11 protein-coding genes are annotated in these 14,380 nt (G+C 70.1%); 1 reads left to right on the plus strand and 10 read right to left on the minus strand.

Features of this window, described 5'->3' with window-relative positions; translation table 11 throughout:
* Positions 1 to 26: 26 nt before the first annotated feature.
* A complete protein-coding gene (locus ACIRF9_RS06210) occupies positions 27 to 1,757 on the minus strand; it encodes a histone H1-like repetitive region-containing protein (protein WP_403817101.1) in 1,731 nt (576 codons plus the stop codon).
* Positions 1,758 to 2,360: 603 nt separating this feature from the next.
* Between ACIRF9_RS06210 and ileS the strand changes: the two genes are divergently transcribed.
* The gene (gene ileS / locus ACIRF9_RS06215; protein ID WP_403817104.1) at positions 2,361 to 5,531 is read left to right on the plus strand and encodes an isoleucine--tRNA ligase; all 3,171 of its coding nucleotides are present in this window, start codon (positions 2,361 to 2,363) and stop codon (positions 5,529 to 5,531) included.
* A 163-nt stretch (positions 5,532 to 5,694) separates the two neighbouring features.
* On the opposite strand, the gene ACIRF9_RS06220 is transcribed toward ileS, so the two are convergent.
* From ACIRF9_RS06220 to ftsW, 9 genes are all read right to left on the minus strand, one after another.
* Positions 5,695 to 6,942 (minus strand): DivIVA domain-containing protein, encoded by a 1,248-nt coding sequence (locus ACIRF9_RS06220; protein ID WP_403817107.1) that lies wholly within the window; start codon positions 6,940 to 6,942, stop codon positions 5,695 to 5,697.
* Positions 6,943 to 6,994: 52 nt separating this feature from the next.
* On the minus strand, positions 6,995 to 7,279 hold the full coding sequence (locus ACIRF9_RS06225; protein ID WP_020129925.1) for a YggT family protein: 285 nt from the start codon (positions 7,277 to 7,279) through the stop codon (positions 6,995 to 6,997).
* Between the two features lie 63 nt (positions 7,280 to 7,342).
* On the minus strand, positions 7,343 to 7,984 hold the full coding sequence (locus ACIRF9_RS06230; RefSeq protein ID WP_403817110.1) for a cell division protein SepF: 642 nt from the start codon (positions 7,982 to 7,984) through the stop codon (positions 7,343 to 7,345).
* 128 nt (positions 7,985 to 8,112) lie between these two features.
* On the minus strand, positions 8,113 to 8,832 hold the full coding sequence (locus tag ACIRF9_RS06235) for a YggS family pyridoxal phosphate-dependent enzyme (RefSeq protein ID WP_403817113.1): 720 nt from the start codon (positions 8,830 to 8,832) through the stop codon (positions 8,113 to 8,115).
* A gap of 5 nt (positions 8,833 to 8,837) precedes the next feature.
* Positions 8,838 to 9,566 carry a peptidoglycan editing factor PgeF gene (pgeF, locus tag ACIRF9_RS06240; protein ID WP_403817116.1) on the minus strand — a complete coding sequence of 243 codons (729 nt, stop codon included), beginning with the start codon at positions 9,564 to 9,566 and terminating at the stop codon, positions 8,838 to 8,840.
* Complete coding sequence (gene ftsZ / locus ACIRF9_RS06245) at positions 9,563 to 10,759, minus strand: cell division protein FtsZ (RefSeq protein ID WP_403817119.1); 1,197 nt, start codon at positions 10,757 to 10,759, stop codon at positions 9,563 to 9,565. The genes pgeF and ftsZ overlap by 4 nt, the downstream gene beginning before the upstream one ends.
* A gap of 277 nt (positions 10,760 to 11,036) precedes the next feature.
* Positions 11,037 to 11,840, minus strand: a complete 804-nt coding sequence (locus ACIRF9_RS06250; protein ID WP_403817122.1) for a cell division protein FtsQ/DivIB — start codon at positions 11,838 to 11,840, stop codon at positions 11,037 to 11,039.
* Between the two features lie 36 nt (positions 11,841 to 11,876).
* Positions 11,877 to 12,974: an undecaprenyldiphospho-muramoylpentapeptide beta-N-acetylglucosaminyltransferase gene (murG, locus tag ACIRF9_RS06255; RefSeq protein ID WP_403817125.1), complete on the minus strand. Its 1,098-nt coding sequence runs from the start codon at positions 12,972 to 12,974 to the stop codon at positions 11,877 to 11,879.
* Between the two features lie 6 nt (positions 12,975 to 12,980).
* Positions 12,981 to 14,345: a putative lipid II flippase FtsW gene (gene ftsW / locus ACIRF9_RS06260; RefSeq protein ID WP_403817128.1), complete on the minus strand. Its 1,365-nt coding sequence runs from the start codon at positions 14,343 to 14,345 to the stop codon at positions 12,981 to 12,983.
* Positions 14,346 to 14,380: the final 35 nt, after the last annotated feature.

Here is a 14,380-nt window from a genome sequence, read left to right on the forward strand (position 1 = left end):
CGACACGCTTCCGCACACGTACGCGATCAGTACCGGCGCTCCTGTTTCTGCTTGCATTCGACGCACAGCGTGGCCCTGGGGAAGGCCTGCATCCGGGCCTTGCCGATGGGCTTGCCGCAGTTCTCGCACAGGCCGTACGTACCGGCGTCGAGCCGTTCCAGGGCGTGCTCGGTCTGGATCAGCGTCTCGCGCGCGTTGGCGGCCAGCGCCAGTTCGTGCTCGCGCGTGATGTTCTTGGTCCCGGTGTCCGCCTGGTCGTCGCCGGCGCCGTCCCCCGAGTCCCGCATCAGCCCCACCAGGGCCGCCTCGGACGAGGCGAGCTCCGCCTTCAGCCGCTCCAGCTCGGACTGCAGCTCGTTGCGGGCCTCCTCGACCTCCTCCGGGGCCCAGGGCTCCTCTCCGGGGCGCACCGCGAGCTCGCCCGGTTCCACCGCGGCGAGGCGTGCCTTGGGAACGGCGGTCTTCGCAGCCGCCGTGGCCGTGCCAGGAGTCTTCTTCGCAACCACTGTCGTGGCTCCCGTCTGCTCCGCGGCCGAGGCCGCGCCCACCTTCTTGGCCGTGCTCTTCTTTCCCACACCCGCCGCGCCCACGCCCCCGGCGTCCGCGACCTTCCCCACGACAGCCGCCTTCCCACCGACCGTCTTCTTGCCCACCGCCTTCACGGCGGCAGCCTTCTTGGCAACGCTCTTCTCAGCAACAGCTGTCTTCCCCGCCGTCTCCTCAACGGCAGCTCTCTTCGCCGCCGCCTTCACAGCGACCGCCTTCTTGGCCACGCCCTTCCCAGCAACAGCTGTCTTCCCCGCCGTCTCTTCAGCGACAGCTGTCTTTACCGCCGCCTCCTCAGCGGCGGCTTTCTCCTCCTCCGTCATCTCAGCGGTCGGCTTCTCGGCCGTCGGCTTCTCGACGCCCATCTCAGCGGCCGGCTTAGAGGCAGCCTTCCTCCTGCTGGGCACCTTCCTCGCCGCCGCCTTCCCGGCGGCCGCCCTGGGGGCAGCCGTCTTCCTTCCGGCCGCCTTCTTCGCCGCCACCGTCGAACCGACCACCTCCTCAACGACCACCTCCTCCACGGCCCCCTTCACAGCCGCCGTCTTCTTCCCGGCGGTCTTCTTCCCGACGGCCTCCCGCCCAGCGGTCCTCTTCCCGGCAGACCTCTCCCCGACGGACCTCTTCCCGGCAGACTTCCCCCGGACGGTCTCCTTCCCGACGGATCCTCCGACGGTCTTCTTCCCGACGGATTCCTCCCCGGCGGCCCCCTGCCGAGCAGCCCTCCCCCCGACGGTCTCCCTCGGAGCAGCCCTCCCCCCAGCAGCCTTCTTGCCGGCAGTCCTCTCACCAGCGGCCTTCCTGGCACCCGCGCGCTCAGCAGCCGCCGTCGTGGCGACGCCCGCGCCCGCTGCAGGCCTCTCCTTCACCGCCGCGTTCTTGGCGGCGGTTTCCCGGGCGGCGCTCTTCCCGGCACCCGTCTTCCTCTCACCCGTCGTCCTCTCAGCCGCTTTCCTGGCCGCGCCTTTCCCGGCCTCTGCCTTCTTGACCGGTGCTTGCTCGGCCACCGCCTTCCCGGCCGCCGCCTCGACGGCACCCTTCCGAGCCCCCGGTGCCTCCACCCCGCCCCGCACGGTCTTCACCGCCTTGGCGGCACCCGCGGTGCCCTTCCCCAAGGTGCTGTTCTTCCCGCCGACGTCCTTGGCCGCACCGCCGGAGGCCTTCGTGGACCTGCCGGACGCCGACTGCTGTACGGCGGTCTTCTTCGCCACCATGGCCGCGGCCCCTTCACATATTGTGATCTTGCGCGCGAATCGTGCTGGGACGATAAATCGACTTGAGGGCCGCGGCAACGGGGCACACCGCCCGAATCGCCCGCCTCGCGCACGCCACGCGGTCGGCCTGCCTGCGTTGTGCCCAGCTCCCCGCCGGGTAATCCGCCCAGTCGACGGCCCCGGAATCCGAACACGCGTACCCCGTCGGAGGGCCTCCATTCGGGTCATCCCGCCCCGGGTCCCCCCGCCCGCCCGGGGAGGGCGTAAACCGGTCGGCCGCTGTCGGTGCGGCGCCGTACACTGGGCGGAGCGAAAAGCGTGGATGGGGACGAGTAGCGGCGTACGCAGCCCAGAGCGACCCGGGGACGGTGGAAGCCCGGGGGCGAGCGCGACGTGAAGATCACCCCGGAGCCGCCGGAAGAAAGCCCGCACAGGGCGAGTAGAACCGGCATCGCGACCCCAACGAGGGGGCTCACCGGCGCGTACGGCGCACCGGAGGGCCAAGGAGGGTGGTACCGCGGGAGCGCGCCGCACACGGCGTAGACAGGCAAGAAGGCTCTCGTCCCTCCGACGGAAGGCAGTACGTCCGCCGGAGGAAGATCGATGACGCAGTACCGCCAGGTGCCCGCCCAGGTCGACCTGCCCGCCCTCGAGCACGCCGTGCTCGACTTCTGGCGCGAGCAGAAGATCTTTGCCAAGAGCCTGGAGCAGTCCGAGGGCCGCCCCGAGTGGGTCTTCTACGAGGGCCCGCCCACCGCCAACGGCATGCCGGGCGCCCACCACATCGAGGCCCGCGTCTTCAAGGACGTCTTCCCCCGCTTCCGCACCATGCGCGGCTATCACGTGGCCCGCAAGGCCGGCTGGGACTGCCACGGCCTGCCGGTGGAGCTGGCCGTGGAGAAGGAGCTCGGCTTCAGCGGCAAGAAGGACATCGAGGCGTACGGCATCGCCGAGTTCAACGCCAAGTGCCGCGAGTCCGTGCTGCGCCACACCGACGCCTTCTCCGACCTCACGACCCGCATGGGCTACTGGGTCGACCTCGACGACGCCTACGTCACGATGGACCCCGAGTACATCGAGTCGGTCTGGTGGTCGCTGAAGGAGATCTTCAACAAGGGTCTGCTGGTCCAGGACCACCGCGTCGCCCCCTGGTGTCCCCGCTGCGGCACGGGCCTGTCCGACCACGAGCTGGCCCAGGGCTACGAGACGGTCGTCGACCCGTCCGTGTACGTCCGTTTCCCGCTCACCTCCGGTCCGCTCGCCGGCCAGGCCGCCCTCCTGGTGTGGACGACGACCCCGTGGACCCTGGTCTCCAACACGGCCGTGGCCGCGCATCCCGAGGTCACCTACGTCGTCGCGACCAACGGCGAGGAGAAGCTCGTCGTCGCCGAGCCGCTCGTGGCCAAGGCGCTCGGCGAGGGCTGGGAGACCACCGGCCAGACCTTCACCGGCGCCGAAATGGAGCGCTGGACCTATCAACGTCCGTTCGAGCTCGTGGAGTTCCCGAGCGTCAGCGAGGGAACCAATGGGCACAGCCCGGCGGAAGCCCACTACGTGGTCAACGCCGACTACGTGACGACCGAGGACGGTACGGGTCTGGTCCACCAGTCCCCCGCCTTCGGTGAGGACGACCTCAAGGTCTGCCGCTCCTACGGCCTGCCCGTGGTCAACCCGGTCCGCCCGGACGGCACCTTCGAGGAGTCGGTCCCGCTGGTCGGCGGCGTCTTCTTCAAGAAGGCGGACGAACAGCTCACCGAGGACCTCCAGCAGCGCGGCCTCCTCTTCCGGCACATCCCGTACGAGCACAGCTACCCGCACTGCTGGCGCTGCCACACCGCGCTCCTCTACTACGCGCAGCCGTCCTGGTACATCCGCACCACGGCCGTCAAGGACCGCCTGCTGCAGGAGAACGAGAAGACCAACTGGTTCCCGGACACGGTCAAGCACGGCCGGTACGGCGACTGGCTGCAGAACAACATCGACTGGGCGCTCTCCCGCAACCGCTACTGGGGCACCCCGCTGCCGATCTGGCGCTGCGAGGACGACCACCTCACGGTCGTCGGCTCGCGCGCGGAGCTCAGCGAGCTGACCGGCACCGACCAGTCCGAGCTGGACCCGCACCGCCCGTACATCGACGCGGTCACCTTCGCCTGCCCCCAGGAGGGCTGCGGTGGGACGGCCACGCGCGTGCCGGAGGTCATCGACGCCTGGTACGACTCGGGTTCGATGCCGTTCGCGCAGTGGGGCTACCCGTACAAGAACAAGGACCTGTTCGAGTCCCGCTACCCGGCGCAGTTCATCTCCGAGGCGATCGACCAGACCCGCGGCTGGTTCTACACGCTGATGGCGGTCGGCACGCTGGTCTTCGACAAGTCGTCGTACGAGAACGTCGTCTGCCTGGGCCACATCCTCGCCGAGGACGGCCGCAAGATGTCCAAGCACCTGGGCAACATCCTGCAGCCGATCCCGCTCATGGACCAGCACGGCGCCGACGCGGTCCGCTGGTTCATGGCGGCCGGCGGCTCCCCGTGGGCGGCCCGCCGGGTGGGCCACGGCACGATCCAGGAGGTCGTCCGCAAGACGCTCCTCACGTACTGGAACACGGTCGCCTTCCAGGCGCTGTACGCCCGTACGTCCGAGTGGGCGCCCAGCGAGGCCGACCCGGCCCCGGCCGACCGCCCGGTCCTGGACCGCTGGCTGCTCTCCGAGCTCCACGCGCTCACCGACCAGGTGACCCAGGCGCTGGAGGCGTACGACACCCAGCGCGCCGGCAAGCTGCTCTCGGCGTTCGTCGACGACCTGTCCAACTGGTACGTCCGCCGCTCCCGCCGCCGCTTCTGGCAGGGCGACAAGGCCGCGCTGCGCACGCTGCACGAGGTCGTGGAGACGGTCACCAGGCTGATGGCCCCGCTGACCCCGTTCATCACCGAGCGGGTCTGGCAGGACCTGATCGTCCCGGTCACCCCGGGCGCCCCGGAGTCCGTGCACCTGGCGTCCTGGCCGGAGGCGGACCTCGCGGCGATCGACCCGGAGCTGTCGAAGCAGATGGTCCTGGTCCGCCGCCTGGTGGAGCTGGGCCGCGCCACGCGCGCGGAGTCGGGCGTCAAGACCCGCCAGCCGCTGAGCCGCGCCCTGGTCGCCGCGACCGGCTTCGACACTCTCTCCCCCGAGTTGCACACGCAGATCACGGAGGAGCTGAACGTCGAGTCCCTGGCGTCCCTGTCCGAGGTGGGCGGCTCGCTGGTCGACACGACCGCCAAGGCCAACTTCCGCGCCCTGGGCAAGCGGTTCGGCAAGCGCGTCCAGGACGTGGCGAAGGCCGTCGCGAACGCCGACGCGGCCGCGCTCTCGCTCGCCCTGCGCGAGGGCACGGCGTCGGTGGAGGTCGACGGCGAGACGATCACCCTCGCCCCGGACGAGGTGATCATCACGGAGACCCCCCGCGAGGGCTGGTCGGTCGCCTCCGACTCCGGCGCCACGGTCGCCCTCGACCTGGAGATCACCGAGGCGCTGCGCCGCGCGGGCCTGGCACGTGACGCGATCCGTCTGATCCAGGAGGCCCGCAAGAACAGCGGCCTCGACGTCGCCGACCGCATCGCGCTCCGCTGGACCGCGACCGACCCGGCCACCGTCGACGCCCTGACCGGCCACGCCGACCTGATCTCCGACGAGGTCCTCGCCACGGACTTCGCCCAGGGCGAGGCGGACGACACGTACGGCACCCCGTTCACCGACGAGGGCCTGACCCTGACGTTCCGCCTGCGCAAGGCGTAGGGACGTACGCCGAAGGGCCCGGTTCCAAAGGGAACCGGGCCCTTCGACACATCCGGCGACTGCGTCAACATCGTCAACACGCGTAAAAAGGGCGGGACCCCGGATCGGAATCCGGGGCCCGCCCTTTTGAACGCTGCCGACGCCTAAGGCGTACTACTGGCCGTCAGTTGTCGTCCTCGTCGATGAGGAAGCCACGCATCGGCGAGGGAGCCTGGCCCATCGGGGAGGGACCCTGCGGACGAACCGGCGCCATCGGCTGGGTCATGGCCGGGGACATCTGCTGCTGCCCGCCGTAGGACGGCGCGGCCGGGCTGGGCGCACCCATGCCACCGGGCACACCGCCGCCGAAGGACGGGGCACTCGCGCCGGCCGGAGCCATGGAGGGCGCCGGGGACGGCGGCAGGGAGGCCGCAGCCGGGGTGCGCGGCGGGGCGAGGGAGTCGTCGGCCTGGGTCTCCAGCTGACGCAGCTGGGACTCGAGGTACGACTTCAGGCGCGTACGGTACTCGCGCTCGAAGCCGCGCAGGTCCTCGACCTTGCGCTCCAGCGTGGCCCGGGCGGACTCCAGGGAGCCCATGGCGACGCGGTGCTTCTCCTGCGCGTCCCGCTCCAGGGCGTCGGCCTTGGCACGGGCGTCACGCTCGAGACCCTCGGCACGCGAACGCGCCTCACCGACGATCTTGTTGGCCTCGGAGCGGGCCTCGGCGATCGCCTGGTCGGCGGTCTGCTGGGCCAGCGAGAGGACACGGGCGGCGCTGTCGCCACCGGGGCCCTGACCGGGGCCACCCATCGGACCGCCCATGGGACCACCCATGGGGCCGCCCATCGGGCCACCCATCTGCTGCTGCATCGGGGGCTGACCGCCCATCGGGCCACCCATGGGGCCCTGGCCCATCGGACCCTGGCCCATCGGGCCGGGACCCTGCGGACCACCCTGACCGCCGGGGCCGGCGGGCAGCTGCGGGGCACCGCTCGGCAGCTGGGGCGGGCCACCCATGGGGCCACCCATCTGCTGCTGCGGCGGGCCCGATATGCCGGCGGGCACCGGAGCGCCGGGACCTCGCATGCCCTGCTGCGGCATCCCCTGCGGGGGCATGCCCTGCTGGGGCATCCCGCCCTGCTGCATACCACCCTGCTGAGGCATGCCGCCCTGCTGCATGCCGCCCTGCTGCATGCCGCCCGGCCCCTGGTCCTGCGGCTCCGGAGGCTTGCGCATGTTCTGCTGGTTCTGGGCAGCAGCACGCGTGGCCGCGGCCAGTTTGGCGCGCAGGTCCTCGTTCTCGCGGAGCAGGCGCGTCAGTTCGGCTTCGACCTCGTCGAGGAAGGCATCGACCTCGTCCTCGTCATAGCCTTCTCGGAGGCGGACGGTCGTGAACTGCTTGTTCCGCACGTCCTCGGGGGTCAACGGCATCTCTTCACCTCAACGTAGTCGTCGGCATCGGCAAGACGGTAGTTCACATCGCTCACAGCCGGCTCACGATCGAGATCAGGATGTAGACGATGATCATCAGTACGAAGAAGGACAGGTCGAGCGCCACGCCCCCGAGACGCAACGGCGGGATTACCCGCCGCAGAAGCTTGAGCGGTGGATCGGTGACAGTGTAGGTGGCCTCCAGAACGACCACCATCGCCTTGCCGGGTTGCCATGAGCGGGCGAACTGGAAGACGTAGTCCATGACCAACCGGAAGATGAGCACGATGAGGAAGACCATCAGCGCGATGTAGACGACATCCAGGACCACGCTCATGTTCGGTGCTTCCCTCTCCCCTGTTTCCGTGCTGCTCTGTACTGCTTTTTCCGGTCTTGCGTCTCAGCTCTGGTTGAAGAACCCGCCCTCTGCGATGCGGGCCTTGTCCTCCGCCGTGACATCGACGTTAGCAGGCGACAACAGGAACACCTTCTGCGTCACCCGCTCGATGCTGCCGTGAAGACCAAACACCAAACCGGCCGCAAAGTCGACAAGTCGCTTCGCGTCTGTGTCATCCATCTCAGTCAGATTCATGATCACCGGGGTGCCCTCACGGAAGTGTTCCCCGATGGTACGGGCCTCGTTGTAGGTCCGGGGGTGAAGCGTGGTGATCCGGTACGGCTCTCGTTCCGACACGACCTTGGGCATGATCACCGGTGCGTTCTTCTCCAGGGACTGACGTTCTTGTGTGATGGATGCCACGGGCGCGATGCGCGCCGGGCGCCCGGATTCCGCAGCGAGCGAAGCGGATCGGGCCACCGGCTCGCGCGGAGCGGGCGGCTGCACGATTCGCACCTCTTCGTCCCTTTGGGACTGGTGTGAGCCGTGCGACTGGTGGGACGGCTCGTGTCGCCGGTGATCCCGCTCGGGTTCCGGGTCGAGCTCGGGTTCGAAGTCGTCATCGGGGTCGAATCCCCGGCCGTCGTACCCATCGTCCTCCACGAGGCCGAGGTAGACCGCCATCTTGCGCATCGCGCCGGCCATGCTCTGAGTCCTCCGCTCTGTGGTGGATCGGCTTTCGACTGCCAAGTCCCGCGATCCACGTGGCCCTTGTGCCCGCCTATCGGCGGTAATGACCATATTTTCTGCTGTGGTCCGACTTCCTGGCGACGTTACCCGAGCCTGGGGCGGACTCCGAGTACCGCAGTGCCGACGCGCACATGTGTCGCCCCGGCCGCCACGGCCTCCTCGAGGTCCGCACTCATCCCTGCAGAGACCATGTTCGCAGCCGGATGGGCTCGGCGCAGGTCAGTCGACAAATCCATCAACCGCTGGAAGGCGGCCCGTTGGCGCCCCGCGTACTCCCCGGTCAGAGGTGCGACGGTCATCAGTCCGTCAAGCCGCAGCCCCGGCGAGCCGGCCACCAGGTCCGCCAACTCCGCGACTCCGCCGGGCGCCACGCCGCCCCGGTCGCCGCGCCCGCTCTCGCCCGCGTCGAGCGCGACCTGGATCAGACACCCGACCTCCCGCCCGGCCCGCACCGCCTCCTTCGACAGCGCGGTCACCAGCCGGGAACGGTCGACGGACTGCACGAAGTCCGCGTACCCCACCACGGATCGCACCTTGTTGGTCTGCAACTGCCCAACGAAGTGCCAGGAAAGAGACAGATCCGAGCAAGTCGCGGCCTTGGGCGCGGCGTCCTGGTCCTTGTTCTCGGCGACATGCCGCACACCGAGTTCCGACAGCATCCGCACATCGCTCGCCGGGTAGGTCTTGGTGACCACGATCAGGGTCACTTCCTCCCGCCCGCGCCCCGCGGCCTCGCACGCGCGGGCGATGCGCTCCTCCACCTTCGCCAGGTTTCCGGCGAGTTCGTCCTTACGGTCCGTCATGTCCATCAGTCCAGCCAGACATATCCCGCGAGTCGCCCCGTGGCGCGGTCGCGGCGGTACGAGAAGTGGTCCTCCGACTCCCGCGTGCACACCGGCGACTGCTCCCGGTCGCGCACCCCGAGCCGGTCGAGCTGCGCGTGCACGCCGGCGGTCACGTCGACCGCGGGCGTGCCCCAGCTCGTCTCGGCGTGCGCCGCGGGCTCGACGGCGGCGACCTCGGCGCGCATCGCCTCCGGCACCTCGTAGCACCGGCCGCAGACGGCGGGTCCGGTGCGGGCGACGATCCGGGACGGTTCGGCGCCGAGTTCCACCATGGCCCGTACGGCGGCGGGGACGACCCCGGCGACCATGCCGGGCCGGCCCGCGTGGGCCGCGGCGGCGACCCCGGCGACCGGGTCGGCGAGCAGAACGGGGGTGCAGTCGGCGGTGAGGACGGCCAGGGCGAGCCCGCGCCGCACGGTGACGATCGCGTCGACCTGAGGCACCGGCTCGTCCCCCCAGGGCCCGTCGACGACCGTCACGTCGGCGCCGTGCACCTGGTTCATCCAGACCACGCTTCCAGGGTCCAGCCCCAGGGCCTTCGCGGCCAGCTCCCGGTTGGTGCGTACGGCCCCGGAGTCGTCGCCGACCGCGCCGCCGAGGTTGAGCTCCTCATACGGAGCGGCGCTCACCCCGCCCCACCGGTCGGTGAAGGCGAAGTGCGCGCCGCTCGCGTGTCCGCGCTGGCCTATCACTTCAGGAAGTCCGGCACGTCCAGCTCCTCGGCCGCGCTGTCCGAGTAGGCCCGCGACGGCGGGACCGGCGGGGCGACGGGGATCTCGGCCACCGGCTCGGGGGCCGGCTCCGGCTCCTCCTTCGGCGTGACGCTGCCGAGCGAGCCGAAGGACGGGCGGCTCTCCGGCTGCCGTACCGGGGTGGGCTCCTCGCGGCGGGCGGAGGCCGTGGACGAGCCGAGGACGTTGTCCCGGCGGGCCGGGGGCTGGCCGCCGTCGAAGCCGGCCGCGATGACCGTGACCCGGACCTCGTCGCCGAGCGCGTCGTCGATGACCGCGCCGAAGATGATGTTGGCCTCGGGGTGGGCGGCCTCGCTGACCAGCTGGGCGGCCTCGTTGATCTCGAACAGGCCGAGGTCGGAGCCGCCGGAGATGGAGAGCAGGACGCCGCGGGCGCCGTCGATGGAGGCCTCCAGGAGCGGCGAGGAGATCGCCATCTCGGCGGCGGCCACCGCGCGGTCGTCGCCGCGGGCCGAGCCGATGCCCATGAGGGCCGAACCGGCCTCGGACATGACCGACTTGACGTCGGCGAAGTCGAGGTTGATGAGGCCGGGGGTGGTGATGAGGTCGGTGATGCCCTGGACACCGGAGAGCAGGACCTGGTCGGCCGACTTGAAGGCGTCCAGGACCGAGACCTGGCGGTCCGAGATGGACAGCAGCCGGTCGTTGGGGATGACGATGAGGGTGTCGACCTCTTCGCGGAGTTCGGCGATGCCGTCCTCGGCCTGGTTGGCCCGGCGCCGTCCCTCGAAGGTGAACGGGCGGGTGACCACGCCGATGGTGAGGGCGCCCAGGGAGCGTGCGATGTTGGCCACGACGGGTGCGCCGCCGGTGCCGGTGCCGCCGCCTTCACCGGCCGTCACGAAGACCATGTCGGCCCCCTTGAGGACCTCCTCGATCTCCTCGCGGTGGTCCTCGGCGGCCTTGCGGCCGACGGCCGGGTTGGCGCCGGCGCCGAGTCCGCGGGTGAGTTCGCGGCCGACGTCGAGCTTGACGTCGGCGTCGCTCATCAACAGCGCCTGCGCGTCGGTGTTGATGGCGATGAACTCGACGCCCTTGAGACCGACCTCGATCATCCGGTTGATGGCATTGACACCACCGCCGCCGACACCGATGACTTTGATGACTGCGAGGTAGTTCTGCGGTGCTGCCACGTCGAAGGCCTCTCGCCTCGAGTTACGTGTCGCCGCCTCGCGGGTGACGCGATCCGACGACTGATGCCGAATGGGACGGTCCGTTTCGCCGACCCGAACCCTAACGCTGAAGTTTAGGGTTACCAGTGTGTCTGTTCCTTGGAGTCTTCTGAACAGGACACTAAGTCGACAAGTGGCGCCCGTTCAACGAACACGCCGAACCTCCCGTTTTTCTTTTCACCCTATGTGATCAGCCGTGTCGCTGCCCAACCAGGGTGCTGGCCTGCGCGGATGTGCGTCAACTCCCCGATGACGAGGGGGCCGTGGGAGCGCTGACATCGAAGTGCCGCGCGGCCGGGGAGGCTTTCATGAGAGCACTCAGGGTACGGGCCTTCAAGGCGCCCTTCTCGGCACTCCCCCAGGCGACCGTCCGGCCGTCGGCCAACTCCAGCGAGATGTCGTCGTAGGAACGGACCTTGAGGGCGCGGGTCCGCTTCGCGACGGCGTCCGGAATGTCACCGGCGACCTTCACCGCCTCGCGCACCAACCGGTCCTCGCCGAAGCGGCGCAGGCTCGCGGCACCCGACCCTCCCGAGCCCGTCGAGGAGAGGGCCATTTCGAGAAGCGGCACGTTCTTCAGCGCTTCGGAAATCGTGTCGAAACGGACGCCTTCATCGTCCACTTCCACGAAGTTCGACCCTTTTTGGATGAGCAGAACAGGCTTCCGCTCCGTCACTTTCAGGCCGATTCCGTGGGGCCAGGAACGCGTCACCTCGACCTCGTCGATCCGGGGCAGTTTCGCGCGCAGGCGCGCCCCGATCTCGCCGGTGTCGACGGAGACGAGCGGAGTTCCGACCGGCACGGCGGCAGCCTCGCGCACCTCGGCGGGCGTCAGCACGTCCGTGCCGGACACCGTGACGCGCTCGACGCGGGTCCACGAGGAGCCGTACAACACCCAGGCGGTGCCGCCGCCGAGGAGGAGCACGGCGAGCGCGAGGATGATGATCATACGGAGCCGGCGGGGGCCCAGCCTGCGGACGAGGGGCGGGCCGGACGACTCCTCCTGGCGTGCACCGCGCTCGGCGGTGGCTGATCCGGCCACGCTCCCTGCCCTTTCGCTCACACGGAACTACCGTTCCTATCGCTGCGCGCGGCTTGCCGCGATCGCCTCGTACACCATGCCGACGAGCAGGTCGTCGGCGTCCCGGCGGCCGAACTCGCTGGCGGCGCGGGACATCTCGTACAGCCGGTGCGGGTCGGCGAGCACCGGAAGGACGCTCTCCCGGACCCACTCGGCGGTGAGTTCCGCGTCGTCGACGAGGAGTCCGCCGCCCGCCTTGACCACCGGCTGGGCGTTCAGCCGCTGTTCGCCGTTGCCGATGGGCAGCGGGACGTAGGCGGCCGGGAGTCCGACGGCGGAGAGTTCGGCGACGGTCATCGCGCCCGCGCGGCAGAGCATCATGTCGGCGGCGGCGTACGCGAGGTCCATCCGGTCCAGGTACGGTACCGGGATGTAGGGGGGCATTCCCGGCATCTGCTGGACGTGCGGCAGTTCGTTCTTCGGGCCGACCGCGTGCAGGATCTGGATGCCGGCCTGCTGGAGCCACGGCGCGACCTGCTGGACCACCTCGTTCAGCCGGCGGGCACCCTGCGAGCCGCCGGAGACGAGCAGCGTCGGCAGGTTGGGGTCGAGGCCGAACATGTGCCGGGCCTCGGGGCGGGCGGCGGCGCGGTCCAGGGTGGCGATGGAGCGGCGCAGCGGGATACCGATGTAGCGGGCGTCGCGCAGCTTGCTGTCGGGCGTGGAGACGGCGACGCGGGCGGCGTACCGGGAGCCGATCTTGTTGGCCAGGCCGGGGCGCGCGTTGGCCTCGTGGACCACGATCGGCACACCGAGGCGCTTGGCGGCGAGGTAGCCGGGCAGGGCCACGTAACCGCCGAAACCGACGACGGCGTCGGCCTTGGTGCGCTCCAGGATCTGCTCGGCGGCCTTGATCGTGCCGCGCAGCCGGCCCGGGACGGTGATCAGCTCGGGGGTGGGCTTGCGCGGCAGCGGTACGGCCGGGATCAGCGCGAGCTCGTAGCCCCGCTGCGGAACGAGCGTGGTCTCCAGACCGCGCTCCGTGCCCAGCGCCGTGATCCCCACGGTGGGGTCCTGCCTGCGCAGGGCGTCCGCGAGGGCGAGCGCTGGCTCGATGTGGCCGGCGGTCCCCCCACCAGCGAGTACGACATGCACCGAAATTCACCGCTCTCCGGACGGACGCGCCGCCGAGGCACGCCGTCGCATCGTGTTCCATCTCCGGGGTTCCCGATTTCGCGCGGAACCCCCAGCCCCCCGCTTTCTACCAAAGCGGGGGTGCCGCATCGCAAGCGCCGCCCGCGCAGCGGGATCGTCGCGTGCGAAGGCGATCAGCAGCCCGATCGCGAACATGGTCGGCAGCAGGGCGGACCCCCCGTACGAGAACAGCGGGAGGGGGACGCCGGCGATCGGCAGCAGGCCGAGCACCGCACCGATGTTGATCACGGCTTGCGCGGTGATCCAGGTGGTCACACCTCCCGCGGCGTACCTCACGAAGGGGTCCTCCGTGCGTCCGGCCACGCGGATACCCGCATAGCCTAGAGCCGCGAACAGGGCGAGCACCGACAGCGTCCCCGCGAGGCCCAGTTCCTCACCGGTGACGGCGAAGATGAAGTCGGTGTGGGCTTCCGGGAGTTGGCCCCATTTCTCCACACTCGCCCCGAGTCCGGATCCGAAGATCCCGCCGGAGGCGAGGGCGTAGATCCCGTGCACGGCCTGCCAGCAGTCGGCGGCTCCGGACTTCGGCTCGGTGGCGCCGATGCAGGCCAGCCGGGCCATCCGGTTGGGGCTGGTCTTGATCAGGAGGATCCCGATCGCGGCGGCGATCGACAGCACCCCGACGAACAGCCGGGTGGGCGCCCCCGCGAGCCACAGCAGCCCGAACAGGATCGCCGTGAGGATGATCGCCGTCCCCATGTCGCCGCCGAGCATGATCAGCCCGAGCAGCATGAAGGCCACCGGTACCAGCGGCACCAGCATGTGCTTCCACTGCGTGAGCAGCTTCTTGTCCTGCTTGCGGGCGAGCAGGTCGGCGCCCCACAGCACCAGCGCGAGCTTGCCGAACTCGCTGGGCTGGATCTGGAAGGAGCCGCCGAGCGAGATCCAGTTCTGGTTGCCGTTGACGGCCATCCCTATCCCGGGCACCTGCACCAGCGCCATCATGAAGACGGCTCCGGCGAGGATCGGGTAGGCCAGGGCCCGGTGCAGCTTCACCGGCATCCGGGAGGCGACCAGCAGCAGCACGGCGCCGATGGAGGCGGCCAGGAACTGCTTGCGGAAGAAGAACGATCCGGGCAACGACATCTGCAGCGCGGTGATCTGCGAGGCGGAGTACACCATCACCAGCCCGAGCACGGTGATCAGCAGACTGCCGCCGAGGATCACGTAGTAGGCGGTCAGCGGCCGGTCCCAGGCTTTACGCGCACGCGTGTAGAGCCGCAGGACGGGGTTGTCGCGGGGAGGTCGCGTGGCGGGGGGTCTGCGGACCGCCCGCTGAACCGGCGGGCGGCCAGTACGGCTACTGGGCACGACGGCTCCCGTACGACAAACGTGACCGCAACTCC

The sequence above is a fragment of the Streptomyces sp. NPDC096132 genome, assembly GCF_044763345.1.
Taxonomy (GTDB): Bacteria; Actinomycetota; Actinomycetes; order Streptomycetales; family Streptomycetaceae; genus Streptomyces.